Below are 24,517 nucleotides of genomic sequence, written 5' to 3' on the forward strand. Positions count from 1 at the left end.
ATCTCTGCCCTGTTGGCTCTGAAGGAATGCTGGATGCGTGTCAGTTAGACGCGGGCCCCTCCAGAGCCAACGAAAAATACGCATACCAACGGTTAGTCATGGAAAAGACCATAAACCCGGGCCGCCGCGGGAGCAAAATCGGCTTCCGTCACATTCCATCCCGGGCTTGTTCGCGGATCCGGACGCACAAGGTGCGGATCCGCGAACAAGCTTAGGCTTTAGCGGCCCGCTGCCCGGGCTCAGCCGAGGAGTTTGCGGAGGTACTGGAGCTGCCGGATCCAGTGATGTTCCTGGCCGCCTTCATGGTTGTTGAACCGGTACACCTCGATCTCCTTGTCCGCCCCGCTGGCGGAGGAGGCGCCCGATCCGGAACCGTAGGCGTTGAAGCTGGCGAAAACGGTGGACGGCGGGCAGATGTCGTCCATCAGCGCCGCGGAGTACAGTGCCGGGGCGGTGGCGCGGCCGGCCAGGTTGACGCCGTCGAAGTAGTTGAGGACGGCAAGGGTGGACTCATAGCGGTCCCGGTGGCGTGCCAGGAACTGGGCAATCTCCGGGTACGGCCCGCGCGGGGTGATGTCGATGGCGCGGGGAAAGTCCTGGAGGAAGGGGACGTCGGGCAGCGCGGCGATGACGCCGTCGAGCCGTCCCGCGGTAAGCCCTGCCGTGGCCACCACCAGGCCGCCGCCCTGGCTGACTCCGGCCAGCACCACCTTGGACGGATCGACCGCGGGGTGGGCCTGGGCCGCCTCCACCGCCCGGAAAGCATCCACGTAGACCCGGCGGTAGTAGTAGTCCTCCCGGGCCGCGATGCCCCGGGTCATCAGGCCTGCGTGCGCCACATCCCCCGCCGAGGGGTGGGGATCCGCGGTGTGGCCCAGGGTGCCGCCGTACCCCTGGCCGCGGGTGTCCATGATGAAGTGCGCGTACCCGGCCTGCGCCCAGCGCGTGTCCTGGTTGACCAGGCCGCGGCCACCGGAATAGCCGATGTAGTTCACCACCACCGGTAGCCGGGCCCCCTCGTCCCGGTTGGCGGGAAGGTGCAGCCAGCCCTTGACCGGTGCCCCGCCGAAGCCGGCGAACGTGACGTCGAAGGTGTCGATCAGTGCCAGGTAGTTCTCCACCGGCTCAAACGCGGGGTTCAACGGGAAGGCACGGGCCTCCGCCAGGGTGGCATCCCAGAACGCATCCAGGTCTTCCGGCGGGGTGACGTCGGAGGTGTAGCTGCGGAGCTGGGCCAGGGGTAGGTCGAAGAGGGGCATCGTTGTCCGTCCTGCTTTCGGTTGTTGGCGCCCCAGCGGGACGCTCCTCTATTTCTAGCGCACGATGACGGCATCCCGCCGCCTGGGCCTGTGGACACCCAGGAGTTCAATTCCTGGCGGCGTTCAGTGTCAGCTCCTGGGGTTCGTACCGTCGAAGGTCCGTTCCGGCGGCGATGATTCCGCGCAGGAGTGGCAGGCCCCCGGTGGCAGCCCCGGCGGCGCGGGCCTGGATGAGCACGTTTCCCAGGGCGGTGGCTTCGACCGGACCGGCGATGACCGGGCGGCCGGTGGCGTTGGCGGTGAGCTGGCAGAGCAGGGTGTTCTGCGAGCCGCCGCCCACCACGTGCACCACGTCCACCTCACGGCCTGCCAGGCGTTCGGCCGTGGTGATGGTCCTGGCATAAGCAGCTGCGAGGCTGTCCATGATGCAGCGGGTGATCGCCGCAGGCTCGTTGGGCAGGACGTCCCCGGTTCGCCGGACTGCTGCCCGGATGCGCTCGGGCATATCGCCCGGGGCGATGAAGTAGGGGTCGTCGGCGTTGACCTGGGGACCGCCGGCAGGCAGGGCTGCGGCAGCGGAGAGCAGCGCGGCCAGGTCAGGCTGGAAACCCTCGCCCGCCCAGGTCCGCTGGCACTCGCTCAGGAGCCAGAGTCCGCCCACGTTGCGCAGGTAGCGGATGGTGCCGTCCACGCCGCGTTCGTTGGTGAAGTTCGCTTCCCGGCTGGCCTCGGTCAGGACGGGCTGCTGCAGCTCCAGCCCCACCAGGGACCAGGTGCCGGAGGAGATGTAGGCAAAGTTTTCGCCCTGCGCTGGGACTGCGGCGACGGCGGACGCAGTGTCGTGCGAACCTACCGCCACCACCGTGGTTTCACGCGGCAGTCCCAGGGCCGCGGCGATGTCCGGCAGGAGGTACCCGTAGGCTTCCCCGGGCTGGATCAGCGGCGGGAACAGGTCCTTCCGCAGCCCGAGCGCGGTGAAGAAATCGGTGGCCCACTCCCCCGCGACGGCATCGAACAGCCCTGTGGTGGAGGCGTTGGTGGCCTCGGTCCGGCGCACCCCGGTGAGCAGGAACGCGATCAGGTCCGGGATCAACAGGGCCTTCAGCCCGGCCAGGTTACGCTCGGCGGCCAGCTGGTAGATGGTGTTGAACTGGAGGAACTGCAGCCCGGTGGTCCGGTAGAGCCGTGCAGGGTCCAGCGTGGCGTGCACCGGCGCGACGGCGGCCCTGCTCCGGTCATCGCGGTAGCTGAAGGGCTGTGCCACCAGCTCGCCGGCCTTGTTCACCAGGCCGTAATCCACGGCCCACGTGTCGATGCCGATGCTGGCAATTGTTTCGCCCTGCGCCGCCGCCGCCGTAGCCGCGGCGCGGAGGCCCGCAAGGACCTCCGCGAACAGGGCGTCGAAGTCCCAGCGCAGGCCGCCGTCGAGCTCCACTACACCGTTGGGGAACCGGTGGACGGTCTCCAGCGATACCCCCGAGTCCGGGGAGACCCGGCCCAGCATGAGCCGCCCGGAGGAGGCACCGATGTCGACGGCGGCAAACACAGCCGCACTCATCGGAGGAAGGCTGCGGCTACTCCGGCGTCCACGGGGATGTGCAGGCCGGTGGTGTGGGACAGTTCGTTGCTGGTGAGGACGGCGGCCGCGTTGGCTACGTGCTCGGGCAGGACTTCACGTTTGAGCAGTGTGCGCTGGGCGTAGTATTCGCCCAGTTTCTCCTCGTCAACGCCATAGACCGCTGCGCGCTTGGCGCCCCAGCCGCCGGCGAAGATGCCGGAGCCGCGGACCACGCCGTCGGGGTTGATGCCGTTGACGCGGATGCCGTGCTCCCCCAGTTCGGCCGCGAGGAGCCGGACCTGGTGGGCCTGGTCTGCTTTGGTGGCGGAGTAGGCGATGTTGTTGGGGCCGGCGAACACGGAGTTCTTGGAGGAGATGTAGATGATGTCCCCGCCCAGGCCCTGGGCGATCATCACCCTGGCGGCGGCCTTGGCCACCAGGAAGGAGCCCTTGGCCATGACGTTGTGCTGCAGGTCCCAGTCTTTTTCGGTGGTTTCCAGCAGCGGCTTGGAGATGGACAGTCCGGCGTTGTTGACTACCAGGTCCACGCCGCCGAAGGCCAGCACGGCGGCGTCGATCGCCGCGGCGACCTGGGCTTCGTCGGTGACGTCGGCCTGGACGCCGACCGCGACATCCGGGCCGCCGAGTTCCTCAGCGACCTTCTGCGCGTTCTCCAGGTTCAGGTCGGCGATGACCACGCACGCGCCTTCCGCGGCGAGGCGCGTGGCGATGGCCTTGCCGATCCCGGATGCCGCGCCGGTCACCAGCGCAATGCGGGTGGCGTGCGACTTGGGCTTGGGCATCCGGGCCAGCTTGGCTTCCTCCAGCGCCCAGTATTCGATCCGGAACTTCTCGGATTCCCCGATGGGTGCGTAGGTGGAGATGGCCTCGGCGCCGCGCATGACGTTGATGGCATTGATGTAGAACTCGCCGGCAACCCGGGCGGTCTGTTTGTTGGCACCGAAGGAGAACATCCCCACGCCGGGCACGAGCACGATGGCCGGGTCGGCGCCGCGCAGCGCCGGCGAATCGGCATCCGCGTGGCGGTCGTAGTAGGCCTGGTAGTCCTCGCGGTAGCCGGCGTGGAGCTCCTGCAGCCGGGCAATCGAATCCTCAATGGAGGCGTCGGCCGGAAGGTCCAGGATCAGCGGCTTGACCTTGGTGCGCAGGAAGTGGTCCGGGCAGGAGGTGCCCAGGGTGCCCAGGCGCGGGTGCTCGGCGGCTTCGAGGAAGTCCAGGACGACGGCGTCGTCACTGAAGTGCCCCAGCTGCGGCTTGTCCGTGGAGGCCAGGCCGCGGATCACAGGTGCCAGGGCTGCGGCCTTGGCGCGGCGCTCAGCTTCCGGCAAGGCTGCATATCCGGGCAGCTTGGAGCCGAAGGGCTCGGCCGTGCCGTTCTCTGCGATGTACTTTTCGGCCTGTTCGATGATCCACAGGGAATTGGCTTCCGCTTCTTCGCTGGTAGCGCCCCAAGCGGTGATGCCGTGGCCGCCCAGGATGGTGCCGATGGCCTGCGGGTTGGCGTCCTTGATGGCGGCGATGTCCAAGCCCAGCTGGAATCCGGGACGGCGCCAGGGAACCCAGACCACCTTGTTGCCGAAGATCTTGGCGGTCAGTGCTTCCCCGTCAACGGCGGTGGCAATGGCGATGCCGGAGTCCGGGTGCAGGTGATCCACATGCGCGGCGTCCACCAAACCATGCATCGCCGTATCGATCGACGGAGCGGCGCCGCCCTTGCCGTGCAGGCAATAATCGAAAGCCGCCACCATCTCGTCTTCACGCTCAACACCCGGGTACACGTTCTTCAGGGCGGTCAACCGGTCCAACCGGAGCACCGCCAGGTTCTGTGCCTTCAGCGTGCCCAGGTCACCACCGGAACCCTTGACCCACAAAAGCTGTACATCCTCGCCCGTGACCGGGTCCTTCTCCGTGCCCTTGGCGGAGGTGTTGCCACCGGCGAAGTTGGTGTTCCGTTTGTCCGCACCCAGGCGGTTGGAACGGGAAATCAGGTCTTCAACAGTCTTGTTGCTCATGGCTGGTTATGCGCCCCATCCGGCTTGCTGGCCGCCAAGGCGGTCCTCGTTGATCTGTTTCTGGTAGCCGCTGGCCTTGAAGGCAGCCATCGGGTCCGCGGGCAGGCCGCGGGATTCACGCCACTCGGCAAGGACCGGGCGGACGTCGGTGTAGAACGCATCGTTGAAGATGCCGTTGGCGGCCAGCACATCGCCGGCGCGCTGCGCCTCGGCCAGCGCCGCGGTGTCCACCAGCAGGGCGCGGGCGGTCATTTCCTGGACGTTCAGGACGGAACGGATCTGGCCAGGAATCTTCTCCTCCAGGTTGTGGCACTGGTCCAGCATGAGGGCCACACCGGAATCCTTGCCGAAGCCGCCACCGCGGATCACCTCGCACATGATGCGGAAGAGCTGGAACGGGTCCGCAGCACCCACGATCAGGTCGTCGTCGGCATAGAAGCGCGAGTTGAAGTCGAAGGAACCCAGCTTGCCCAGGCGCAGCAGCTGCATCACGATGAACTCGATGTTGGTGCCCGGCGCGTGGTGGCCGGTGTCGAGGCAGACAAACGCCTTCTCACCCAGGGCCAGGGTCTGGGCGTAGGAAGTGCCCCAGTCCGGAACATCGGTGTGGTAGAAAGCCGGCTCAAAGAACTTGTACTCCAGTACCAGCCGCTGCCCATCCCCCAGGGCCGCGTAGATTTCCTGCAGGGACTCGGCCAGCCGGTCCTGGCGGCCGCGCATGTCGTCCTGGCCCGGGTAGTTGGTGCCGTCCGCCAGCCAGATCTTCAAGTCCTTCGAACCCGTGGCGTGCATGATGTCGATGCAGTCCAGGTGGTGGTCGATGGCCCGGCGGCGGACCGACTCGTTGGAGGAGGTCAGGGAACCGAATTTGTACTCATCATCCTGGAAGGTGTTGGAGTTGATGGTGCCCAGCCCCACCCCCAGTCCGGCGGCGTAATCCTTCAGTGCGGCGTAGTCGTCCACCTTGTCCCACGGGATATGCAGGGCCACGGTGGGAGCCAGCCCGGTCAACTCGTGGACCTTCGCGGCGTCGGCCAGCTTTTCCTGGACCGTCCGCGGCGTACCGGGTGTGCCAAACACCTTGAACCGCGTGCCTGAATTTCCATAAGCCCACGATGGGACCTCGATGGCAAGCTCCCCGAGCCTGCCCAGCGCCTTTGCTACGTCATTCATGATGGTTCTTTCCGGTGTCTGAGCGTCTGTCTGATGCGTTGTGGATGGGTGCCCCGCTGCTGGAGCCGTGCTGGTGGTGGTGCCCGACGGATTCGACGGCGGGCTGCCTGCTTCAGCCCGTCAGCCCGCCGAGGGCTGTGCGGCCAACTGGCTGTCAAGGTTGAAAACTTCTTCCAGGACCTGGAACCCTTCGTCGGGCGCCTGGCCGGAATCTGCAAAGAGGGTTGCCATTTCCGCCTGCCAACGGGCGTTGACTTCGGTCAGGGCCATGCGGGCGCGGACGGCGTCAAAGTCGTCGCACTCCACGTAGCCCACCAGGAGGCCGTCCTCCGCCAGGAAGAGGGAGTAGTTATGCCATCCCGCTTCCTTGAGCGCATGCAGCATCTCCGGCCACACCGCGGCGTGCCGGCGACGGTATTCATTGATCAGCGCCGGCTGCACCGAGGAACGGAAGCACACCCTCATTGGGACTCCTTTTTCAAACGTTGATCTTTGAATCGTTTCATTAATACGATTCAAAGTACTCTTGGACTTGAGCAGCTGTCAAGCAATGACAGGAACTTTTGATCTCCCGCACGGAACCTCCTGCAGCGGGCAAGTCAGCACGGAGAATCGATGAACCGCACAGCCAGTATCAAGGACGTGGCCAACCATGCAAGCGTGGCCGTGGGGACGGTGTCGAACGTCCTGAATTATCCGGACCGGGTGTCGGCACGGACCAAGGAACGGGTCCTGCGCGCCATCGATGAACTTGGCTTTGTCCGAAACGACGCCGCCCGGCAACTCCGCGCGGGCCACAGCCGCACCATCGGACTCATTGTCCTGGACGTCGGCAACCCCTTCTTCACCTCCGTGGTCCGCGCCGCCGAGGACGCCGCCGCACTGCAGGGAAGCGCCGTCCTGCTGGGCGACAGCGGCCACAACGCCGGCCGGGAGGCCAATTACATCGACCTCTTCCAGGAGCAGCGTGTCCAGGGCCTGTTGATTTCGCCGGTGGGGGACATCACGGAGCGGCTGGACCTCCTCCGCGAGCGCGGGGTGCCCACGGTGCTGGTGGACCGGCTGGCTGACGAATCAAAGTTCAGTTCAGTCGCTGTGGATGACGACGCCGGCGGGTACCTCGCAGCCCGGCACCTGCTGGACACCGGCCGCCGCCGGCTCGCCTTCGTTGGCGGCCCCACGTCCATCCGGCAGGTGGCGGACCGCCTCCAGGGTGCCCGGCGGGCCGTGAAGGAGGAGCCGGACGCCACGCTGGAGGTGCTGGATTCAAAGGGGCAGACGGTCCTTGCGGGACGCAGCGTGGGCGACATGCTGGTGCAGCGCGGCCGGGCGGAACTGCCGGACGGGATCTTCTGCGCCAACGATCTTCTGGCCCTGGGTGTCATGCAGTCACTGACCATGACGCACACGTTCCGCATTCCTGAGGACGTGGCCTTGATCGGCTACGACGACATCGATTTTGCCGTCTCCGCCGTGGTGCCGCTCTCCTCCATCCGCCAGCCCACCGAGCTGCTGGGCCGGACAGCCATCGAGCTGCTGGCCGAAGAAGTGGAGTCCCAGAACCCCGTCCATCGGTCAGTGGTCTTCACGCCTGAGCTTGTCATCCGGCAGAGCACGGCAACGACCGCCGGCTGACAACCCCACCGGCCAGGCTAGTTTCCGCCCTGCTGCAGCCACTTCATGGACTCATCCCGCGAAGTGAAAAAGCGGGTGGGGCAGGGTGGGATGTGGACGCCGAGGAAGAAGTTGGCGATGATCCGGTCCACCGGACTTGCCCCGAGCAGCGCGATGCGGTTGGCCGCACATGGAATGGAGAAGACCGACCGCGCATCCCTGCTGACGGCCTCCGTGGTGGCCATATCCACCAGCATGGGGTAGCTGCCATCCCCGGCTATCCGGTTCACCGTCGCCATGGCCGCCTGCGCATCCTGGAGTTCTATCCGGACACGAGGTTCCCAAATGAGATGGATGATGCCATCGGTGCGCAATTCCACGGTGCCCTTGCCACCGTCGACCGTTACGGGCTCCATGACGCCGCCTCCCTCCAGTGGGCAGTTGCTGAACCCCTCTATCTTGCCCCACGCATGGACAGCCAGGCGCGCGCCACTCCCCGGACCACGGGCCTGCCCTCCGACGGGCTTGACTGATCAGCATGCTTACTAATAGGTTGGTCGACGTGCCCGTGGCCTGGATCACCAGTCAAACGCCACGTGTCGCGGCCCGCCAGGGCTGCATTTGAAATGAACTGCATTTGAAATAAACAGTTCCGCCGGGGTTCTCCATGGGGGCGGAGCCTCGGAGGATTCATTGCGCCGCCACCCGGCGCTGAAAGGATTTACCGAAAATGCGAACCAAGGTCTCAGCTTCAATCACCGCTCTCGCCCTCTCCGGCGCCATGCTCTTTGGCATGGCAGGCCCGGCCACGGCAGCAGCACCCGCGGCTCCTTCTGCCGCCTCCCAGTCATCAAAGGTTGCCGGCGTTACGGGCACCATCAACCAGACCATCGACGGCGTAGGCAGCTTTGCCGGCTCCTTCACCCCCACCGGCTTCGATGCCCAGGACGGCCAGCTCATGGTCACCGGCCTGGTGCAGGGCACCTTCACCGACCTCGCCGGCAAGGCCACCCAGGTGAGCCAGACGGTAACCACAACCGCCGCTGCTGCACCCACCACCATGGCCGGCGGCGGCGGTGGCGGCTGCGACGTGGTGAACCTTGTCCTCGGCCCGCTTCACCTCGATGTCCTGGGACTCAACGTCGACCTGAACCAGGTGGTATTGGACATCGTGGCGCAGTCCGGCGCAGGCAAGCTGGTGGGCAACCTCCTGTGCGCCATCACCGGACTCCTGGACGGCGGGACCGGCCTGAGCGGCCTGGCCAACCTGCTCAACCGGGTCCTGGGACTGTAGTCTCCCAGCACTCCAACAACCAGGTATTGCCAAGAGCGGGCGGCCCTTCGAGGCCGTCCGCTTTTGCGCTGTCCCCCCAAGTTTTTGCGCTGTCCCTAAAGCCTCTCCACCACCAGGTTCCGGTAGGCAGCCCGGAGCGGAGCCATCTGCCGGAAGCCGATCCGGCCGCCGCCAAGCACCCTTCCCGAGGGATCGTCCCACTCAAAAAGGAGCAGGCCGTTGATGGAGAATGCCACCCGGGGCCCGTCCTTCACCACCTCCAGCCGGTAGAAGCCGGCGGCATCCTCCGCGGGCGGCAACGGGTCCGCACCCTGCGCCACCAGCTCAAATCCCGCGCTCTTGCGCAGGTTGCAGGTACGGAAGGCACGCTCGGACGGGTGCTTGTGCCGGAAGTAGGAGACGTGCAGGGTGTTGATGTCGCCGGAGTGGTACTGGGGATAGAAGCCCGTCCGGGTCGCAAGGGCCGGGCTGAACAGGTCCAGCCCGGCCTGTCCTGTGGCTGCAAGGAACAGCATGGCCAAGCCGGGCTCCGCGAGCGGCCGGAAGTCCCAGCTGATGCGGATGCCGTCCGGGAAGTCCCGGGGGCACCAGACCGTCCAATGCGCGTGGTCGCCGAACTCCTGGTCGTCCAGTGCGCCGGACAGCTCCAGGGCTCCTTCATGGCTCCCCATCCGCAGCGGCCCTTCCGCCACCCAACCGGCCACGTCATCCGGTCCTGCCAGCGGGTTGCTGTAGAGGATGCCCGTCTCCAAGCCCGTCGTGCCCACCTAGCCGCGTCCCGCCGTCGTACTTAACTCTTTGGTGCCGGCCGCGCCGTATCCCAGCGAACCAAGCTGCCGGGCCACTTCCCCCGCCACCAACGCAGCCCCGGACTGGGAAAAATGGGTGTTGTCCGCCAGGCCGGCAGGCCAATGTGCGTGCTCCCCGGGCCCGAAGTGGCAAAAGAGCTCCCGGGATCTGTCCGGCCCCAGCCGGCGGTACAGGCGCCGGGTCCAGGCATTCAGGTCCACGACGGGGACCGCCAGCTCCAGGCCGAGTTCGCGGACCACCTCCGGATAGTCCTCCAGGCTTTCCGCCAGGACAGCGTCCGACGACGGCGCGTCCAGGAAGTGCCGCCGCTCCACGGAGGTGCACAGCACCGCAGCCGCGCCCCGGTCCCGGACCTCCCCCACCATGGCGCGCAGGTTGGCCGCGTAGCCGGTCCGGGCGGCCAGGTGCTGCTTCTTCTGGTCGTTGTGGCCGAACTGGATGAGCACCGCGTCGCCTTCACCGGCCTCCGCCAGCAGCGCCGCCCACAGCCCGTCATCGCGGAAGGACTCCGTGCTGGCCCCGCCCTTGGCGAAGTTGTGGACCGCTCCCCACCTGTACGTGAGCGGAGGCAGGTGTGCACCCCAGCCGCTCATGGGGAACTCATGGGTGGGACAGTTGGCCACGGTGGAATCTCCGGCCAGCAGGATCTTCATGGTGTCTTTCCTCAACGGGCGGATCAGCCTTTCACGGAACCGATGAGCATGCCCTTGGCGAAGTGCTTTTGCAGGAACGGATAGAAAATAAGGATGGGCAAAGTAGCCACGACGATCACGGCGAACTTGATGCCCTGTTCCGGCGGAATGTAGTTGGGGTCCACGTTGCCGGTTCCCAGCAGGTCCGAGGCGGCGGTGACCTGGCGGAGGTACATCTGGAGCGTCCACTTGGAGTTGTCGCTGAGGTAGAGCAGGGGCGACATGAAGTCATTCCAGATGCCCACGGCGTAGAACAGCGCGAACGTTGCCAGGACCGGTTTGGACAGCGGCAGCAGGATCCGCCAGAGAATCCCAATCTCGGTGGCGCCGTCCATCTTGGCTGATTCCTCAAGCTCCGCGGGGAGTTCCTGGAAGAAGTTCTTGATAATGATCAGGCTGAACGGGTTGATGGCCGCGGGCAGGATCAGGGCCCAGTAGGTGTTGAGCAGGCCCAGGTCCTTGACCAGCAGGAAGGTAGGGATCATGCCGCCGGAGAATACCATTGCGAAAACCACCAGGGACAGGATGACGTTCCTGCCGCGGAGGGTTTTCTTGGCCAGCGGGTAGGCCATGGTCACGGTGAAGGCCAGCTGGACCAGGGTGCCCACCGCGGTGACCAGGATGGTGGTCACCAGAGCGCGGATGAACGCCGGGGTGGCAAAGATGTATTCGTAGGAGCCCAGGGTGAACTGCTCCGGCCACACGAAAAAGGCCCGGCGGGTGATGTCGGCTTCGTTGGCGAAGGACCCGGCGAAGACGTAGACGAACGGCAACAGCGTGATGATGCCGATCAGGGACAGGAAGACGTAGTTGACGGCATCGAAGACGCGGCCGCCGCGGGTGTTGTGGATTTTCATGGCTAGAACAGTCCGCTCTGGTTGAATCGCTTGGCCAGGGCGTTGGTGCCGAAGATCAGCAAAATGCCCACCAGGGATTTGAACAGGCCCACCGCGGTGGAGTAGCTGTAGGCACCCTGGGTGATGCCCACGAAGTAGACGTAGGTGTCAAAGACATCCGCCACTTCCCGGTTCAGGGCATTGGTCATCAGGTAGATCTGCTCGAAGCCCGTGTTGAGCATCTGCCCGATGGCCAGGATCAGCATCACGATGATCGTGGAACGGATCGCGGGAAGGGTGATGTGCCAGACCCGCCGAAACCGGCCGGCGCCGTCGATGATCGCCGCCTCATACTGGTCCTGGTCCACGGTGGACAGAGCCGCCAGGAAGATGATGGTCCCCCAGCCCGTGTTTTTCCAGATTTCCTGCAGCACGATCAGGGGCCGGAACCACGCGGGGTCGGACAGGAAATCAATGTGGGTGCCCAGGACGTTGTTCAGGAGCTGGAACAGCGGGCCAATATCCAACGCGAACAGCAGGAAGCTCAGCGATGCCACGATGGTCCAGGACAGGAAGTGCGGGATATACACCAGCGTCTGGACCGTACGCTTCAGGATGGACAGCCGGACCTCGTTGAGCAGCAGCGCCAGGATGATGGTCAGCGGAAAGGCCACGCCCAGGTTCAGGAAGGCCAGGATCAGGGTGTTGCCCAGCAGCCGGGGAAAGTCGGGGTTCGCGAAGAAGTCCTCGAAGTTCCGGAACCCCACCCAGGGGCTGCCGTTCACGCCAAGGAACGGGACGTAATCCTTGAACGCGATGGACACCCCGTACATGGGGGCGTAGCGGAACACCGCGAAGTACACCACACCGGGCAGGAGCAGCAGGTACAGCCACTTGTAGTGGGCGAAATGGACAGAGAACCTGCCCCCGGTCCGGGGAGCGGTGGCATTCCCGCGCGTCTGCTCCCCGGCGAGGGTGTCAATGACAGGGGCTGCCATTTACTTGTTGTCCTGCCACAGCTTGTTGATCTCTTCCTTGACCTTGTTGCCGCCGCTGGTGCCCCACAGCTTGATGGCGTCCTTGAGGCCCTGCTCATCGATCTGGCCGGCGAGGTACTTGATGCGCGCATCGGCCACAATGTTGTCCAGCTGCGCACCCTTGGCAACGTAGGTTTCTGAGACGTAGGGGGCGGCCGGGTTGTAGACGGCGCTCTTCAAGTCTTCCGCCATCACTTCGGTGCGCTTGTCGAACACCTGCTGCTCGTAGCCGGTGGGCTGCTTGACCGGGTAGAACTGGTTGCCCGCCACATTCATGCCAAGCTGCGCGTAGCTCTTGATATCGGTGGTCACAGCCTTGCCCTCAGCGGTCTCGGGCTTGATGGTGGCCGCTTTGCCGTCCTCCACCGTGAAGTTCACGCCTTCGATGCCGTTGTTCAGCAGGACGGCCACGTCCTTGCCGTTCATGGTGTTCAGGAACTGCAGGACCTTGCCCAGCTCGGCCTCGCTCTTGACACTGGCCTTGGGAATGGCCAGGAATCCTGAGTAGCCGTCGGTGGGGTGCGCGTGCAGTTCGCCGTCGGGTCCTTCGAGGTTGCCCACGAAGCCCACCTTGTTCTGGAAGTTGTTGGGGTCTGCCTGCTTGAACAGGTTGATCAGCACGCTCACCCGGGAATCGACGTCGACAATGATGCCGCCCTTTCCGTTGAAGAACGGTTCGTTCCACTTGGTGCTGTCAAAGGTGGCGAAGTCCGGGTTGATGAGTTTTTCGTCCACCATCTTCTTGATGAACCGGTCCGCCTCGAGGAATTCGTCCGTTTCGAAGCTGGGGATGAGTTTCCCGTCCCGCTCCGTCCAGCGGTTCCCCGCGCCGTACCACTCCTCAATCACGTCGTAGGGGCTGTTGGTGCCCAGCGCACCCCACTTAGGGATGGTGATGCCGTAGGTGTCGTTCTGGCCGTTGCCGTCCGGGTCCTGTTCGGTGAAGGCCTTGGCCACCTTGTACAGGTCCTCCACGGTCTTGGGCGGCTGGAGACCCAGCTTGTCCAGCCAGTCCTGCCGGAACATGACGGCCGTACGCATGGGGGCGCGGCCCCGGAATACCCCAAAGACCTTGCCGTTGACGCTGGCGTTCTTCTGGATGTCCGGAAGAGTTGTCTTGAGGTTGGGGTACTTGTCCAGCTTGTCCGTGAGGTCCCAGAAGGCGCCGGCCTGGGCGTTCTTCACAAAGCCGGGTGTCTTGCCCTGGATCACCATGACCTGCGGGATGTCGGATCCGGCCAGCGTGATGTTGGTCTTGTCCTCATAGGAGGCGTTGGGGGCCCAGTTGATCTTGACCTGTTTGCCGGTCAGTTCTTCCAGCTTCTTCTGGACCGCGCCGTCCGCTGCTGGCGGCTGCGCCTCCAGGAACGGGGCCATGATGGAGACCGAGGTGAGGTCCGCAGCGGGAGTGTTGCTCCCGCTGCAGGCCGTGAGACTCAGTGCCGTGGCGGTGACGACGGCGGCGGCCAGGGAAAGTTTCCTGCGGATCATATTCTTCCTTTTCCACTTCGTTGGGGTACTTGGGGGTTGTTCCGCCCCTTGTTGATACGTTTCAGTCACGTGTCCGGGCAGGTCTGGGCCACATCAATGCAAGCGGCCGGCTGCCCGGGGGAAGTCAGGCAGTCGAGGCCTGCTGGAGGGCTGGCGGGACGGCTGGTTCCGCCACAGCTGCTACGGCCGCGTCATTGGCGGTGAAGAAGCGGTCACACAACCAGCCGGTGAGGTAGAGCCAGACGCCGATACTGAAGAACGGGATCAGGCCCGGAAGGCTGCCGCTGGCATAAACCACCGCGGCCGAAACAAAGAGCAGGATCACCGTTCCCGCCAGGTGCCGCACCGCAAACCGGGAGGACACCAGCAGGTACTGCGCCATTGGGAGCTCATACCGCGCATACATGGGGAACACGTAGCAGGCGGCACCGGCCACGAAGATCGCCGCAACGAAAATGCCGGCCGCCATGAGCTGCGAAAAGAGGCCTGCGCCCCGGGAGAAGTAGTTCCAGTTCAGGACAAGCGCCGCTGCGATGGCCATGACCGGGAGTGAAAGCATGTTCGCCCTGGGGAAGCTCCGGAAGTATGCGGCGGTGAAGCCACGCAGCAGAGGAGCGGCGTCCCCAGCGGCCCGCTTGCGCACCGCAATCTGGGCGGCGGCAGTAGCCGGTCCAGCACCGAAGACCCCCAGACCCAGAACGGTGAAGGCGATCCACAGCAGATTGAGGCAGGCTATCCATACGAGCGTGTCAAAAAATGAGTAGGCGCGCGCACTCAAGGTTCCGGACAGCATGCCGCAATCCCCCTTCTCCATCGTTGCAGAGGCGAAGCGGAAAGTGGTCCGCATCACGCCAGTAATCGGTTCCTCGAAAATCTAGCCCTCCCTCCACACCCGGGTCAAGCGGGATTTTGAATCGTTACATAGCTGGACGGGGGACGCCTGCATACCGCACACTAAAAGGTGGAAAGCGCTTGCTGGACTGCTGCGCACCTCGATGCTGGTACCCGCAGGCCGGTGCCCGGGCAGAACGGAGAACCATTGGGAACAGCAACGGAAGCCGCCGGCGGCGGCGCCGGGACAGTCGCCGCACCTGCTGCGGCAAGGATTGCCCTGGTGGGGGTGCACGGCTTTGGCACCCATCACCTTCGGAACCTCGAACGCCTCCAGGCGGCCGGGAGCGTTGAACTGGTGGCCGTGGCGGACCCGCAGCCGCCGGCACCCGGCGCCGTCCCGCCGTCGGCCGCTGTTTACCAGGGGCTCGATGACCTCCTCGAGGCGACCCGGGACCTGGACCTGATCATTGTGGCTACGCCCATCCAGACCCATGCCCCGCTGGCCCTGGCCGCCCTCTCAACGGACGCTGAGCTGTACCTGGAGAAGCCTCCCGTGGCCTCCCTCGTGGACTTCAACCGGCTGTGTTCGGCGGCATCGCAACCGCGCCGGGAGGTACAAATCGGCTTTCAAAGCCTCGGCTCGCACGCCCTGAAAGCCATCGAAGAACTGGTTGCCGCCGGAACCATCGGAACCCTGGAAGGCATCTCCGCCACCGGCCGCTGGGTGCGGGACAAGGCCTACTTCAAGCGCTCCCGCTGGGCGGGAAAACGGAGCATCAATGGGGTGGACGTGGTGGATGGTGTTGCCACCAATCCACTTGCGCACGCCGTGGCAACCGCGCTGCGGATTGCCGGGGCGCGCACCACCGCGGACCTCGCTTCCGTGGAGACCGACCTGTACCGTGCCAACGACATCGAGTCGGATGACACGTCCGTGATCCGGATCCGCACCGCTACGGGCCTGCCGATCACCTGCGCCCTGACCATCTGCGCGTCGGAATCCGTGGAGCCCTATGTCACCCTTCAGGGCTCGGCCGGCAGTGCGGTGTTCCACTACACCGAGGACCGGCTCACCATCGAGACGGCGTCCGGGCGCACGGAGGAGACCTACGGCCGCGACGACCTGACGGAGAACCTCCTGGCCCACCGTGCCCACGGCGTTCCGCTGATCAGCAGCCTGGTGGACAGCGGGGCGTTCATGCTGGTGCTTGAGGCCGTCAGGACAGCACCGCGTCCCGTTCCCATCGATCCAGCGCAAGTCCGGTGGGAAGGCGAAGGCGATGCAGCCCATGCCGTGGTGGTTGGCATCGAGGACGCCCTGGAGCGCGCGGGCCGGCAGCATGCCACGTTCAGTGAGCTTGGCCTCCCCTGGGCTGCCGCCAAACCAACTTCCTTCGAAATCCCGGCCTCATGAGGGGCGTGGAGGAAGCCCCAGACCGCGAGGCCGCAGCGATTTCGGAAGACGCAGGGCAGCTCCACGCCATCAACCTCCTGACGGACGGGCTTGCCTCGTGCCTGACCGCCGCACTGTCACCTCAGTTCAGCTGGCAGCTGGGGCAGGGCGACGACGGCGATCCCGCCATTGCGCGGCAGACCGGCTACGAGCTTGAGGTCCAGGATGCCCCGGGCGCCGTGCTGTGGAACTCGGGGCAGGTGCCGGCCTCCTCCCAGCGTGGGGTTCCGTACGGCGGTTCCCGCCTTGACGAGGACACCGACTACGCCTGGCGCGTGCGCATCCGGGACGCCACCGGTGTCCCCGGTCCCTGGTCCGCCCTCCAGCCCTTCAGCACCGGCCTCACGGACAGTTCGTGGCGGGCCGGCTGGATGGGACGCGTCCCGGGTGGACGGGCCCCGCTGGAAGTGCTCGACCACGCACTCCGGGTGGCAGGTTCCCCCTTCCTCCCTGTTCCCTGCCCTGCGCTGCCCAGCTTCCGGATTGACGCCCGGGTACGCCCCGTGATGGGCCGGGCCGGCCTGCTCCTGCGCAGCAGCGGCCCCGGCACCGGCCTGCTGCTGGAACTGGGCGCCACGGGGAAAGTGGTGCTCCGCCACGCCCCTGCATGGGAGATCCCCTCCCCCGCGGCTCCGGAGACGGCATTAATAGCCAGCGCCCAGGCCACCAACGCGGCGTCCGGCACCTGGCGGAACCTTGCGGTCAGCGATGATGGCCGGATCATCCGCGTCGCCGTGGACGGCGCCGAACTGCTGGCGGTTGACCTCCCTGTTGACGAAGGCGGCGCAGCCATGCTTGCGCTGCACCAGGGCCCGCGGAGCCAGGCCGAGTACGCCTCCCTGCGCGTCGCCGGGACTGCCGGTGGACGCGAAAACCTGCTGCTGGACCACCGTTTCGACACGGACGCTGACCAGGCCCTGGCATGCCTGGCGCACTGGCCCCGAACCACCCTTCACCGCCAGCCGGATGAGTGGACCCTGTTCCGGACCACCTTCACACTCGGCGGGACCGTGCGGCGTGCCCGGCTCTACGCCGCAGCCCACCATCACGGCCAGTTCTCCGTGGCAGGAACGCACTGCCTCAGCACCACCTCGTTCGGCTACCCCGGCGAGGGCTATTACGACGCCGCCGACCTTACGGAGCTCCTCGCCGGACACCCCACGGACACGCCCGTGCCGGTGACGGCCCTGCTTCACTGGTACGGCCCGGGCCAAGGCCGCGCCGCCGGCATCCCCGGCCTCCTGGTCCGGCTCACCGTGGACTACGACGACGGGCGCCGGGAAATCCTTGCCTCGGGCCCTGGCTGGTCCGCCGGCGAGGCGCCGTACCGCCAGGCCGGCTACCGCAACGACGAGGGCGATCCCGTCGAGCACCTCGACGGACAGGCAGCCGCGTCCCTTGACGCGGCTTTTGACCTGCCGGCCGCCATCCCCATTGCCGGCCACCCGTCGTCGGACTTTCCCCGGCTGCACCCCCGCAGGACCTTCCTTGCCGGCGGGTTCGTGGCGCCACGGCAGTTCCTGACGGCCGACGACGGCACAATGGTTGCCGACTTTGGCCAGGTCATCGCCGCGCGGCCGGAGGTGGACTTCCTGGACGGGGTGCCCGGGCGCACCGTGATGCTCCGGGCCGGCTACGTCCTGCGCCCCGATGGCAGGGTGGACGCCGGGAAGACCGCCAGCCAGAACACCGACATGTCCTTCCCCTACACCCAGGCTTCCGGGCCCCAGCAGTACCGGGCCTCAGTGCATCTGGGCTTCCGCTACCTGGAGCTTCCCGGCGTGGATGCCGCGGAAGTCTCACGCGTTGGCGCCGCCATCGTCCATGCCAGCCACCCCGCCGAGGGCAGCTTCAGCAGTTCGGACCCAACCCTGGACGCGGTGTTCGGCCTGCTCCGCGATTCTGCGCTGCATGGCATCCAGGAACAGTTCGTGGACACTCCCACCCGGGAAAAAGGCCAGTTCCTGGCCGACGCCGCGAACATTTCCTATGCCACCATGGCGCTGTTCGGCGAACACGCCTATACGGCGCAGGCGCTGCGGGAGTTCGCCTGGTCAGCCTGCCGCTATTGGCATGACGGGGAGGAGAAGGGGCGCTACAACGCTGTCTATCCCAACGGCGACGGGAAGCGCGACATCCCCGATTTTTCCCTGATGCTGCCGGAATGGGCGGAGGAGTACCACCTGCGCACGGGTGACCTTGCCCTGGTCCGGGAGTTGCTGCCGCACCTGCGCGACACGGCCGACTATGCGCTCCGGTACATTCCGGCGGAGGGCCCGACGGCGGGACTGGTCACCAGGCTGGGCGGCGGCTCCGGACCCTACCTGCACGGCATCGTCGACTGGCCGGCGCCCGGCCGGTTCGGCTACGACATGGACTGCGCGGCCAAAACCACCGTCAACGCCCAGGCCTACTCGGCCCTGGTGTCCACCGCCCGGCTCTGCGGCGCGGCCGGCGACCAGGACGCGGCGGCCCACTATGCCGGCATGGCCCGCACCCTGGCCGGCGCGATCCGCAGCCGGCTGCGCGTTGGCGGGGTGATGGTGGACGGGCTCCACGAGGACGGGACACCCAGTTCCCACGCTTCCCAGCACGCCACGTCCTTCCCGCTGTCGCTCGGCATCACTGACCCCGCCTATGCTGCTGCGGATGCCGCCCGGATTGCCGGAATGGGAATGCGGCAGGGACCCATGACGGTCCACCGGCTGGTCCGCGCGCTGGTGGACCAGGGCATGACGGACGCCGTGCTGGACCTGCTCACCGGCAAGGGGCAGCCCGGCTGGGCACGGCTCCTGGACCGCGGGGCCACCTTCACGTGGGAGGCGTGGGACCTGGTTGACGGCAGCGACTACAGCCAGTCGCATGCCTGGTCCGCGTCCGTGCTCAAGGAGATCCTTGAGCACCTGCTCGGCATCCGGTACGCCGTGGCCGGCGGCACCGAAGTAGTGGTCGAACCACCGCTCTGCCGGCTGGAGCATGCCCGCGGCAGCGTCCCTACCGGCAACGGATACGTTCAGGCCGGCTGGCACCGGCGCGGCGGCCTGGTGGAACTGGAATGCACCATTCCACCCGGAACCACGGCAATCGTCCGGCTGCCCGACGGCGCCTACGGGGTGAAGGGGCCCTCCGCGGATGCCGTCGTCGTACCTTCCGTCCCGTTGCTCGCAGCGGCCGGCGCCGCCAGGGAATTCCGCGTGCACACCGGCACCTGGACGTTTACGGCCCGGTAGTTGCCACGGGAGGACGGGTGCGCCGCCCGTGCCGCCAGAGCAGGAAGCCGATGACCACGGCGGACAGCATGCCCAGGCAGCCGGTGACCACCAGCCCGGCCCGGACACCGAACTGCTCGGTCAGCCAGCCGGCCAGGAGGCCGCCGCAGGCATGCCCGCCCAGCAGGAGCGGCAAATACAGGGCCATCACCCGGCCGCGGATAGCGGGACCGGCTTCGAGCTGGACGGCCGTGGCGGCGGAGGTCAGGAACAGCAGCGTCATCACACCCACCACCAGCAGCATCGCCACGAACAGCACCAGGGTGGGCATGAGCGCGGCCACCAGCTGGGACAACCCGAAGAGGGCCGCCGCGGCCACGATGCCCTTTCGGCCCATGCTGCCCAGCCGTGCCGCCAGGAGTGCGCCTGCCAGTGCGCCCAAGGCGCTGACCGTGTTGAACAGGCCAAAGCCTTCCACCCCGTTGTGCCACACCCGCTCGGCAAAGGCGGCAAGGACCACCGGCCCGTTCATGCCAAAGGCGCCCAGCAGCCCGGCCAACACAATAAGGAGCAGCAGGCGCGGCCTCTCCCGGACATACCGGAAGCCGGCAAGGACCTGGCCCCGGCCCCTTTCGGCCGGTGCGCCGGGGTGCAGTTCGTGCAACCGGATGCCGGCAATCAGGCCGAGCACCACAACCCCGATCAACGCATTCAAAGCGAACGCGGCCGCCGGTCCTGCCTGCGCAATCACGATGCCGCCCAGCGCAGGCCCGGCCATGGCGCCCAGTTGGGACAGGGCGTTGTTGAGTCCGATCGCCGGGCGCAGGGCGGCGTCGCCCACCACTTCATTGACGAAGACCTGCCTGGTGGGCTGGTCCACTGCGGCGGTGACGCCCAGGGCGATACAGCTGCCGTAGACCACCCAGACGGTCAGGGTGCCGCTTGCCGCCCATGCCGCCAGCCCAAGGCCCAGGAGCACGATGACGGACTGGCACACCATCATGATCCGGCGCTTGGGGAAGAGGTCCACCACCAGTCCGGCCAGCGGGCCCACCACCAGCATGGGCAGGAACTGCAGGGCGACGGCGGCCCCCACCGCCGCGGGGCTTCCGGTCAGCTGCAGCACCAGCCAGTCCTGCGCCAGCCGCTGCATCCACACGCCAAGGCTCCCGGCCAGCTGCATGGCCAGGAACAGACGGTAATTGTGTTGGCTGAGGGGGTGGTACCAGCGGGCCCGGGTGGTACCGGGACTGGCGGCGGGTCCGGAACGGGTTCGTCGGGAAGGCACAGCTACCGGAGGGTGCGGTGGGAACGGAGTTTGACTGCGGCCGCGGCGAGGATCAGGGTGCCGGGGACCACCACGAAGAGCGCCGCGAGCATCCAGACGAACACCACGGCGCAGAACAGCGCGGCCGCGAGGAGCAGCGAACCGGTCCAGTCGCGCAGGGAGATGTCCTTGCCGGTACGGAGGGCCTGGTGCCACATGTTGTTGCCGGTGGCGCCGGTGGGCTGTCCGTCGGACCAGGCGGAGGCGGTGCGGAGCAGCACGATCGCCGCCCCGGCCGCCAGGACCAGGGTGGCAGGCAGCACCACACCACGGCCGGGAAGCTGCCCCACCCAGGCCAGCAGGAGGTTGAGGACAATCACGACGGCGGCAGCCGCCGTCGTGAGGCCCAGCTTCCAGCTGCCCGGCAGGGCCTCCTTGAAGAGGCTCCAGAGTCCGCGGACCGAATCATCCCGGCCCGCCAGGTGGCGTTTCAGGTGGGCGATGCCGGCGGCGTAGGCGGCGGGGATAGTGACCAGCGGGATGGACAGCACCAGCACCAGCAGTCCTGCCAGGAGGGTTTCGGAGAACAGGGCAAACCTGTTCACCGGGATGGGCTCGTGCTGGTGGGCTGCCGGTGTGGTGCTGTCCATGATGCTCATTTTTCTCTCCGTTGACCGTTAGCCCTTGAGGCCCTGGGTGGAAACGCCTTCGACGATGTACCGCTGGAAGATCAGGAAGAAGATCAGCACGGGGAGCAGGGCCAGGACGGACATGGCGATCATGGCGCCGTAGTCCGAAGACTGGGTTTGGTCCACGAAGAGGCGCAGGGCCAGGGGCAGCGGGTATTTGTCGGGGGTGTTCAAGTAGAGCAGCGGGCCCAGGAAGTCGTTCCAGCTCCAGATGAAGGAGAAGATCGAGGTGGAGATCAGGGCCGGTTTCATCAGGGGCAGCATGATGGAGGTGAAGATCCGGACGTGCCCTGCGCCGTCGATGCGGGCTGCTTCGTCGAGTTCGGAGGGAAGGTTTCGCATGAACTGGACCATGAGGAACACGAAGAACGCGTCTCCGGCGAGGAACTTGCCGATGAGCAGGGGAACGTAGGTGTCCACCAGTCCGAGCTGCTGGAAGATGATGTACTGCGGGATGATCACCACGTGGAACGGCAGCAGCAAGGTGGCGATCATCATGCCGAAGAACACGCTGCGGCCGGGGAACTTGATCCGGGCGAAGGCGTAGGCGGACACGCTCGCTGAGAGGATGGTGCCCACGACGGCGCCGACGGCCAGGATCAGCGAGTTGGTGAAGAACTGCAGGGTGGAGACCCCGCCGATGCCGTCCATCGCGGTGGCGAAGTTGTCAAAGCTGAAGTTGTTGGACCACAGCGAGGTGTTCTGGCCGCCGATTTCCGAGTTGGGTTTGAACGCGGAGGCGATCATCCACAGGGCCGGGTAGAGCACCACGCAGGTCAGCACGAGCGCTGCGGCGTGGAAGATGGTGCTCTTGGCGCGTTTTGCGCTGCTGGATTCGGATTTCGGGTTGTAGGCCGGGGCGGTGGCGCCCGGGGCCGGCTGGACGGGGGTTGCCGTGGTTGTCATTTTGCATCACCGCTGTAGTGGACCCAGGACTTGGACGTGCGGAAGAAGATCAGGGTGATGATGCCTACCACGATCACCAGCAACCATGCCATGGCTGAGGCGTAGCCCATCCGGAAGTCGCTGAAGCCCCGCAGGTACAGGTAGAGGGTGTAGAAGAGGGTGGATCCGGCGGGGCCGCCTTCACCGTTGGAAATGATGTAAGCCGACGCGAAGATCTGGAACGCGTGGATGGTTTCCATCAGGAGGTTGAAGAAGATCACCGGGGAGAGCATGGGCCAGGTGATGTTGAAGAACTTCCGCACCGGACCGGCACCGTCCATCGATGCCGCCTCGTAGAGTTCGCCCGGGATCTGCTTCAGGCCGGCCAGGAAGATCACCATCGGGGCGCCGAACTGCCACACGGTCAGCAGGATCATCATGGGCATGGTCATGGACGGATTCCCCACCCAGCCGCCGATGTTGATCCCGAAGAAGGACAGGCCCTGGTCAACGGGTCCGGAATCGCCGAACATGGCCTTCCAGACGATCGCGATGGACACCGAGGCCCCAATCAGGGACGGGGCGTAGAAAGCCGACCGGTAGAAGCCCTGGCCGCGGCGCTTGCTGTTCAGCAGCATCGCCACCGCCAAGGCCGCGGCGAGCTTGAGCGGGGTGCCGAAGACCACGTAGGACAGGGTCACGCCCACGGACTGCAGGAACCGCTCGTCCTGGAAGAGGGTGGCGTAGTTGTCGAAGCCGATCCACTTGGGCGGCTCGAACAGGTTGTAGTTGGTGAACGACAGGTACAGCGAGGAGATCATCGGCCCGACCGTCAGGGCGATGAAACCCAGCAGCCAGGGCAGCAGGAAGGTGTAACCGGCGCGGGCATCCGCCCCGCGCTGCCGCGACTTGCGCGGCAGCGCGGTACCGGAGTGCCCCTGGCGCCTGCTCAGGGTTGGGCTTTGAGTCACGAGTTCAATCCGTCAGTCGTGAACACTCGATCGGCACTGGCCGGATCAGGCATTCTGCTTGATGAGGTCTTCGGCTTCCTTGAACCACGCGTCGACGGCACCGTCAACGGTGAGCTTGCCGTAGTTGAGGTCGGAGGCGATCCGGCCGAACGACGCTTCGAGCGTGCCGAAACCGACGATGGGCGGCTCGGGTGCGTCCTTGAGGTACTGCTCGATGGACTTCTCGTAATCAACCACCAGCTTGTCGGCGCCATCGAACGTGGTGCCGTCGCGCTGGGTCTTGGAGGCCGGAACGCCGCGGGAGGTCTTGAAGATCTGGCCCACCTCGGGGTCGTTGACCATGAAATCGATGAAGCGTGCGGCAGCGTCCTTGAACTTGGTCTTGGCGCTGGCCACCATCAGCATGGACGGCTTCAGGAACAGGCCCAGGTTGTTCGGGTCGTCCGAGGGTACCGGTACCAGCTTGAGTTGCTTGGCACCGCTGTCGGCCAGGTATCCGGCCATGAAGTTGTCCCAGGTAACCTCGGCGGCACTGACGTTGGAGCCGAACGGCGACTTGGGCTTGAGCTGGGTTACCCGGTCTTCCGGCACGAGGGCCTGGGTGCCGCGCAGCTTCGAGTTGAGGTTCCACCAGGTCTTCAGGTCGTCCTTGCTGAATCCCAGCTTCCCGTCGCTGGTGAAAGCCTGGATGTTCTTCTGCCGGAGCCAAATGTTGAACTGCCACCACACGCCGGTGAAGTCCGTGGAGCCGTACAGGGTGCCGTTGCCTTTGTCCCCAACTTCCTTCAGGAATACCTGGAATTCGGACCAGGTCCACTTACCGGTGGGTTCGGCGATGCCCAGGGAGGCCAGCTTGGCGGGATCGTAGTAGACCGCGAAGGCGTTGGTGCTGGTGGGGATGCCGTAGGTCTTGCCCTTGATCTGGCCGGACGGCAGGAGTGACTTCTCGAACGCGGAGGTATCGATCTTCACTGTGCCCAGGTCCAGGAGCTGGTTGCGCTGGCCGTAATCGCGCAGGTAGGACAGGTCCCACTGCATCACGTCAGGCAGGCCGCCGCCTGCCGCTTCGGTGGCGCGCTTCTGCCAGTAGCCGGCAAAGTCCGTGAAGTTGCCGTTGACCTTGATGTCCGGGTTCTTCGACTCGAACAGGGCGATGGCTTTGCGGGTCCGCTCGGCGCGGTCGTCGTTGCCCCACCAGGTGTAGTTGATGGTCACGGGTTTTTCAGCGGATCCGGTCTGGCCGGACGAGCTGCCTCCGTTCCCACAGGCTGCCAGGGCTGCGGCAGATGCCGTGCCGATGGCCACGGTTGTGAGGAAATGCCTTCTGTTGATCACGGGAGCCTCCTTGCTCTACGGGTGCCTGGCCTGGCTCGGTCTACAACGTAAGTAGTGAGCTGGCTAACATGGCGTCT

At 66.0% G+C, this 24,517-nt stretch carries 22 protein-coding genes; 5 read left to right on the plus strand and 17 right to left on the minus strand.

From position 1 onward, the window contains the following. Positions 1 to 239: 239 nt before the first annotated feature. The 5 genes from LDO86_RS16345 to LDO86_RS16365 form a co-directional block, all read right to left on the minus strand. Positions 240 to 1,259: an acetylxylan esterase gene (locus LDO86_RS16345; protein WP_018768904.1), complete on the minus strand. Its 1,020-nt coding sequence runs from the start codon at positions 1,257 to 1,259 to the stop codon at positions 240 to 242. Positions 1,260 to 1,365: 106 nt separating this feature from the next. Next, a complete protein-coding gene (locus tag LDO86_RS16350; protein ID WP_018768905.1) occupies positions 1,366 to 2,817 on the minus strand; it encodes a rhamnulokinase family protein in 1,452 nt (483 codons plus the stop codon). Then, positions 2,814 to 4,850 (minus strand): bifunctional rhamnulose-1-phosphate aldolase/short-chain dehydrogenase, encoded by a 2,037-nt coding sequence (locus LDO86_RS16355; RefSeq protein ID WP_018768906.1) that lies wholly within the window; start codon positions 4,848 to 4,850, stop codon positions 2,814 to 2,816. Before LDO86_RS16355 ends, LDO86_RS16350 begins: the two co-directional genes overlap by 4 nt. A 6-nt stretch (positions 4,851 to 4,856) precedes the next feature. Next, the gene (gene rhaI / locus LDO86_RS16360; protein WP_018768907.1) at positions 4,857 to 6,023 is read right to left on the minus strand and encodes an L-rhamnose isomerase; all 1,167 of its coding nucleotides are present in this window, start codon (positions 6,021 to 6,023) and stop codon (positions 4,857 to 4,859) included. Between the two features lie 120 nt (positions 6,024 to 6,143). After that, on the minus strand, positions 6,144 to 6,488 hold the full coding sequence (locus LDO86_RS16365; protein WP_224084113.1) for an L-rhamnose mutarotase: 345 nt from the start codon (positions 6,486 to 6,488) through the stop codon (positions 6,144 to 6,146). Between the two features lie 150 nt (positions 6,489 to 6,638). Here LDO86_RS16365 and LDO86_RS16370 point away from each other — a divergent pair, with 150 nt between their 5' ends. After that, the gene (locus LDO86_RS16370) at positions 6,639 to 7,658 is read left to right on the plus strand and encodes a LacI family DNA-binding transcriptional regulator (RefSeq protein ID WP_018768909.1); all 1,020 of its coding nucleotides are present in this window, start codon (positions 6,639 to 6,641) and stop codon (positions 7,656 to 7,658) included. A 17-nt stretch (positions 7,659 to 7,675) separates the two neighbouring features. On the opposite strand, the gene LDO86_RS16375 is transcribed toward LDO86_RS16370, so the two are convergent. Next, positions 7,676 to 8,053 carry an STAS/SEC14 domain-containing protein gene (locus tag LDO86_RS16375; RefSeq protein ID WP_043424831.1) on the minus strand — a complete coding sequence of 126 codons (378 nt, stop codon included), beginning with the start codon at positions 8,051 to 8,053 and terminating at the stop codon, positions 7,676 to 7,678. On the opposite strand from LDO86_RS16375, the gene LDO86_RS16380 reads away from it, so the two are divergent. Continuing rightward, the gene (locus tag LDO86_RS16380) at positions 7,988 to 8,170 is read left to right on the plus strand and encodes a hypothetical protein (protein ID WP_018768911.1); all 183 of its coding nucleotides are present in this window, start codon (positions 7,988 to 7,990) and stop codon (positions 8,168 to 8,170) included. The genes LDO86_RS16375 and LDO86_RS16380 overlap by 66 nt on opposite strands. 197 nt (positions 8,171 to 8,367) lie before the next feature. After that, complete coding sequence (locus tag LDO86_RS16385; RefSeq protein ID WP_018768912.1) at positions 8,368 to 8,931, plus strand: hypothetical protein; 564 nt, start codon at positions 8,368 to 8,370, stop codon at positions 8,929 to 8,931. A gap of 95 nt (positions 8,932 to 9,026) precedes the next feature. Here LDO86_RS16385 and LDO86_RS16390 read toward each other — a convergent pair whose 3' ends face one another. The 6 genes from LDO86_RS16390 to LDO86_RS16415 form a co-directional block, all read right to left on the minus strand. Continuing rightward, positions 9,027 to 9,683 carry a DUF1961 family protein gene (locus tag LDO86_RS16390; RefSeq protein ID WP_224084114.1) on the minus strand — a complete coding sequence of 219 codons (657 nt, stop codon included), beginning with the start codon at positions 9,681 to 9,683 and terminating at the stop codon, positions 9,027 to 9,029. 15 nt (positions 9,684 to 9,698) lie between these two features. Continuing rightward, the gene (locus LDO86_RS16395; RefSeq protein WP_018768914.1) at positions 9,699 to 10,394 is read right to left on the minus strand and encodes a rhamnogalacturonan acetylesterase; all 696 of its coding nucleotides are present in this window, start codon (positions 10,392 to 10,394) and stop codon (positions 9,699 to 9,701) included. 23 nt (positions 10,395 to 10,417) lie between these two features. Continuing rightward, positions 10,418 to 11,290 (minus strand): carbohydrate ABC transporter permease, encoded by an 873-nt coding sequence (locus LDO86_RS16400; protein WP_224084115.1) that lies wholly within the window; start codon positions 11,288 to 11,290, stop codon positions 10,418 to 10,420. Positions 11,291 to 11,292: 2 nt separating this feature from the next. Then, on the minus strand, positions 11,293 to 12,267 hold the full coding sequence (locus LDO86_RS16405; RefSeq protein ID WP_018768916.1) for an ABC transporter permease subunit: 975 nt from the start codon (positions 12,265 to 12,267) through the stop codon (positions 11,293 to 11,295). Then, positions 12,268 to 13,797, minus strand: a complete 1,530-nt coding sequence (locus LDO86_RS16410) for an extracellular solute-binding protein (protein ID WP_224084116.1) — start codon at positions 13,795 to 13,797, stop codon at positions 12,268 to 12,270. A gap of 124 nt (positions 13,798 to 13,921) precedes the next feature. Continuing rightward, positions 13,922 to 14,644 (minus strand): DUF624 domain-containing protein, encoded by a 723-nt coding sequence (locus LDO86_RS16415; protein WP_223992630.1) that lies wholly within the window; start codon positions 14,642 to 14,644, stop codon positions 13,922 to 13,924. Between the two features lie 192 nt (positions 14,645 to 14,836). Here LDO86_RS16415 and LDO86_RS16420 point away from each other — a divergent pair, with 192 nt between their 5' ends. Then, on the plus strand, positions 14,837 to 16,045 hold the full coding sequence (locus LDO86_RS16420) for a Gfo/Idh/MocA family oxidoreductase (protein ID WP_018768919.1): 1,209 nt from the start codon (positions 14,837 to 14,839) through the stop codon (positions 16,043 to 16,045). Between the two features lie 5 nt (positions 16,046 to 16,050). Continuing rightward, positions 16,051 to 19,314, plus strand: a complete 3,264-nt coding sequence (locus LDO86_RS16425; RefSeq protein ID WP_018768920.1) for a family 78 glycoside hydrolase catalytic domain — start codon at positions 16,051 to 16,053, stop codon at positions 19,312 to 19,314. On the opposite strand, the gene LDO86_RS16430 is transcribed toward LDO86_RS16425, so the two are convergent. From LDO86_RS16430 to LDO86_RS16450, 5 genes are read right to left on the minus strand one after another with little or no spacing between them, the layout of a single operon-like run. Then, positions 19,301 to 20,581: an MFS transporter gene (locus LDO86_RS16430; RefSeq protein ID WP_051081339.1), complete on the minus strand. Its 1,281-nt coding sequence runs from the start codon at positions 20,579 to 20,581 to the stop codon at positions 19,301 to 19,303. The two genes, LDO86_RS16425 and LDO86_RS16430, sit on opposite strands and share 14 nt — an antisense overlap. A 2-nt stretch (positions 20,582 to 20,583) precedes the next feature. Then, positions 20,584 to 21,219, minus strand: a complete 636-nt coding sequence (locus LDO86_RS16435; protein ID WP_018768922.1) for a hypothetical protein — start codon at positions 21,217 to 21,219, stop codon at positions 20,584 to 20,586. Positions 21,220 to 21,237: 18 nt separating this feature from the next. Next, positions 21,238 to 22,155: a carbohydrate ABC transporter permease gene (locus tag LDO86_RS16440; RefSeq protein ID WP_018768923.1), complete on the minus strand. Its 918-nt coding sequence runs from the start codon at positions 22,153 to 22,155 to the stop codon at positions 21,238 to 21,240. Next, a complete protein-coding gene (locus LDO86_RS16445) occupies positions 22,152 to 23,105 on the minus strand; it encodes a sugar ABC transporter permease (RefSeq protein ID WP_018768924.1) in 954 nt (317 codons plus the stop codon). The genes LDO86_RS16440 and LDO86_RS16445 overlap by 4 nt, the downstream gene beginning before the upstream one ends. A 45-nt stretch (positions 23,106 to 23,150) precedes the next feature. Continuing rightward, positions 23,151 to 24,440 (minus strand): ABC transporter substrate-binding protein, encoded by a 1,290-nt coding sequence (locus LDO86_RS16450; RefSeq protein ID WP_018768925.1) that lies wholly within the window; start codon positions 24,438 to 24,440, stop codon positions 23,151 to 23,153. Between the last annotated feature and the right edge of the window lie 77 nt (positions 24,441 to 24,517).

Source organism: Arthrobacter sp. StoSoilB19, from assembly GCF_019977275.1.
In the GTDB taxonomy this organism is placed as follows: Bacteria; Actinomycetota; Actinomycetes; order Actinomycetales; family Micrococcaceae; genus Arthrobacter.

Bases quoted from the DNA above. Each gene is read 5' to 3' on its own strand.
- LDO86_RS16365 (WP_224084113.1), bottom strand. From the start codon at position 6,488: ATGAGGGTGTGCTTCCGTTCCTCGGTGCAGCCGGCGCTGATCAATGAA.
- LDO86_RS16350 (WP_018768905.1), bottom strand. From the start codon at position 2,817: ATGAGTGCGGCTGTGTTTGCCGCCGTCGACATCGGTGCCTCCTCCGGG.
- LDO86_RS16405 (WP_018768916.1), bottom strand. From the start codon at position 12,267: ATGGCAGCCCCTGTCATTGACACCCTCGCCGGGGAGCAGACGCGCGGG.
- LDO86_RS16370 (WP_018768909.1), top strand. From the start codon at position 6,639: ATGAACCGCACAGCCAGTATCAAGGACGTGGCCAACCATGCAAGCGTG.
- LDO86_RS16415 (WP_223992630.1), bottom strand. From the start codon at position 14,644: ATGCGGACCACTTTCCGCTTCGCCTCTGCAACGATGGAGAAGGGGGAT.
- LDO86_RS16375 (WP_043424831.1), bottom strand. From the start codon at position 8,053: ATGGAGCCCGTAACGGTCGACGGTGGCAAGGGCACCGTGGAATTGCGC.
- LDO86_RS16435 (WP_018768922.1), bottom strand. From the start codon at position 21,219: ATGAGCATCATGGACAGCACCACACCGGCAGCCCACCAGCACGAGCCC.
- LDO86_RS16400 (WP_224084115.1), bottom strand. From the start codon at position 11,290: ATGAAAATCCACAACACCCGCGGCGGCCGCGTCTTCGATGCCGTCAAC.
- LDO86_RS16380 (WP_018768911.1), top strand. From the start codon at position 7,988: ATGGATGATGCCATCGGTGCGCAATTCCACGGTGCCCTTGCCACCGTC.
- LDO86_RS16440 (WP_018768923.1), bottom strand. From the start codon at position 22,155: ATGACAACCACGGCAACCCCCGTCCAGCCGGCCCCGGGCGCCACCGCC.
- LDO86_RS16355 (WP_018768906.1), bottom strand. From the start codon at position 4,850: ATGAGCAACAAGACTGTTGAAGACCTGATTTCCCGTTCCAACCGCCTG.
- LDO86_RS16345 (WP_018768904.1), bottom strand. From the start codon at position 1,259: ATGCCCCTCTTCGACCTACCCCTGGCCCAGCTCCGCAGCTACACCTCC.
- LDO86_RS16385 (WP_018768912.1), top strand. From the start codon at position 8,368: ATGCGAACCAAGGTCTCAGCTTCAATCACCGCTCTCGCCCTCTCCGGC.
- rhaI (WP_018768907.1), bottom strand. From the start codon at position 6,023: ATGAATGACGTAGCAAAGGCGCTGGGCAGGCTCGGGGAGCTTGCCATC.
- LDO86_RS16410 (WP_224084116.1), bottom strand. From the start codon at position 13,797: ATGATCCGCAGGAAACTTTCCCTGGCCGCCGCCGTCGTCACCGCCACG.
- LDO86_RS16395 (WP_018768914.1), bottom strand. From the start codon at position 10,394: ATGAAGATCCTGCTGGCCGGAGATTCCACCGTGGCCAACTGTCCCACC.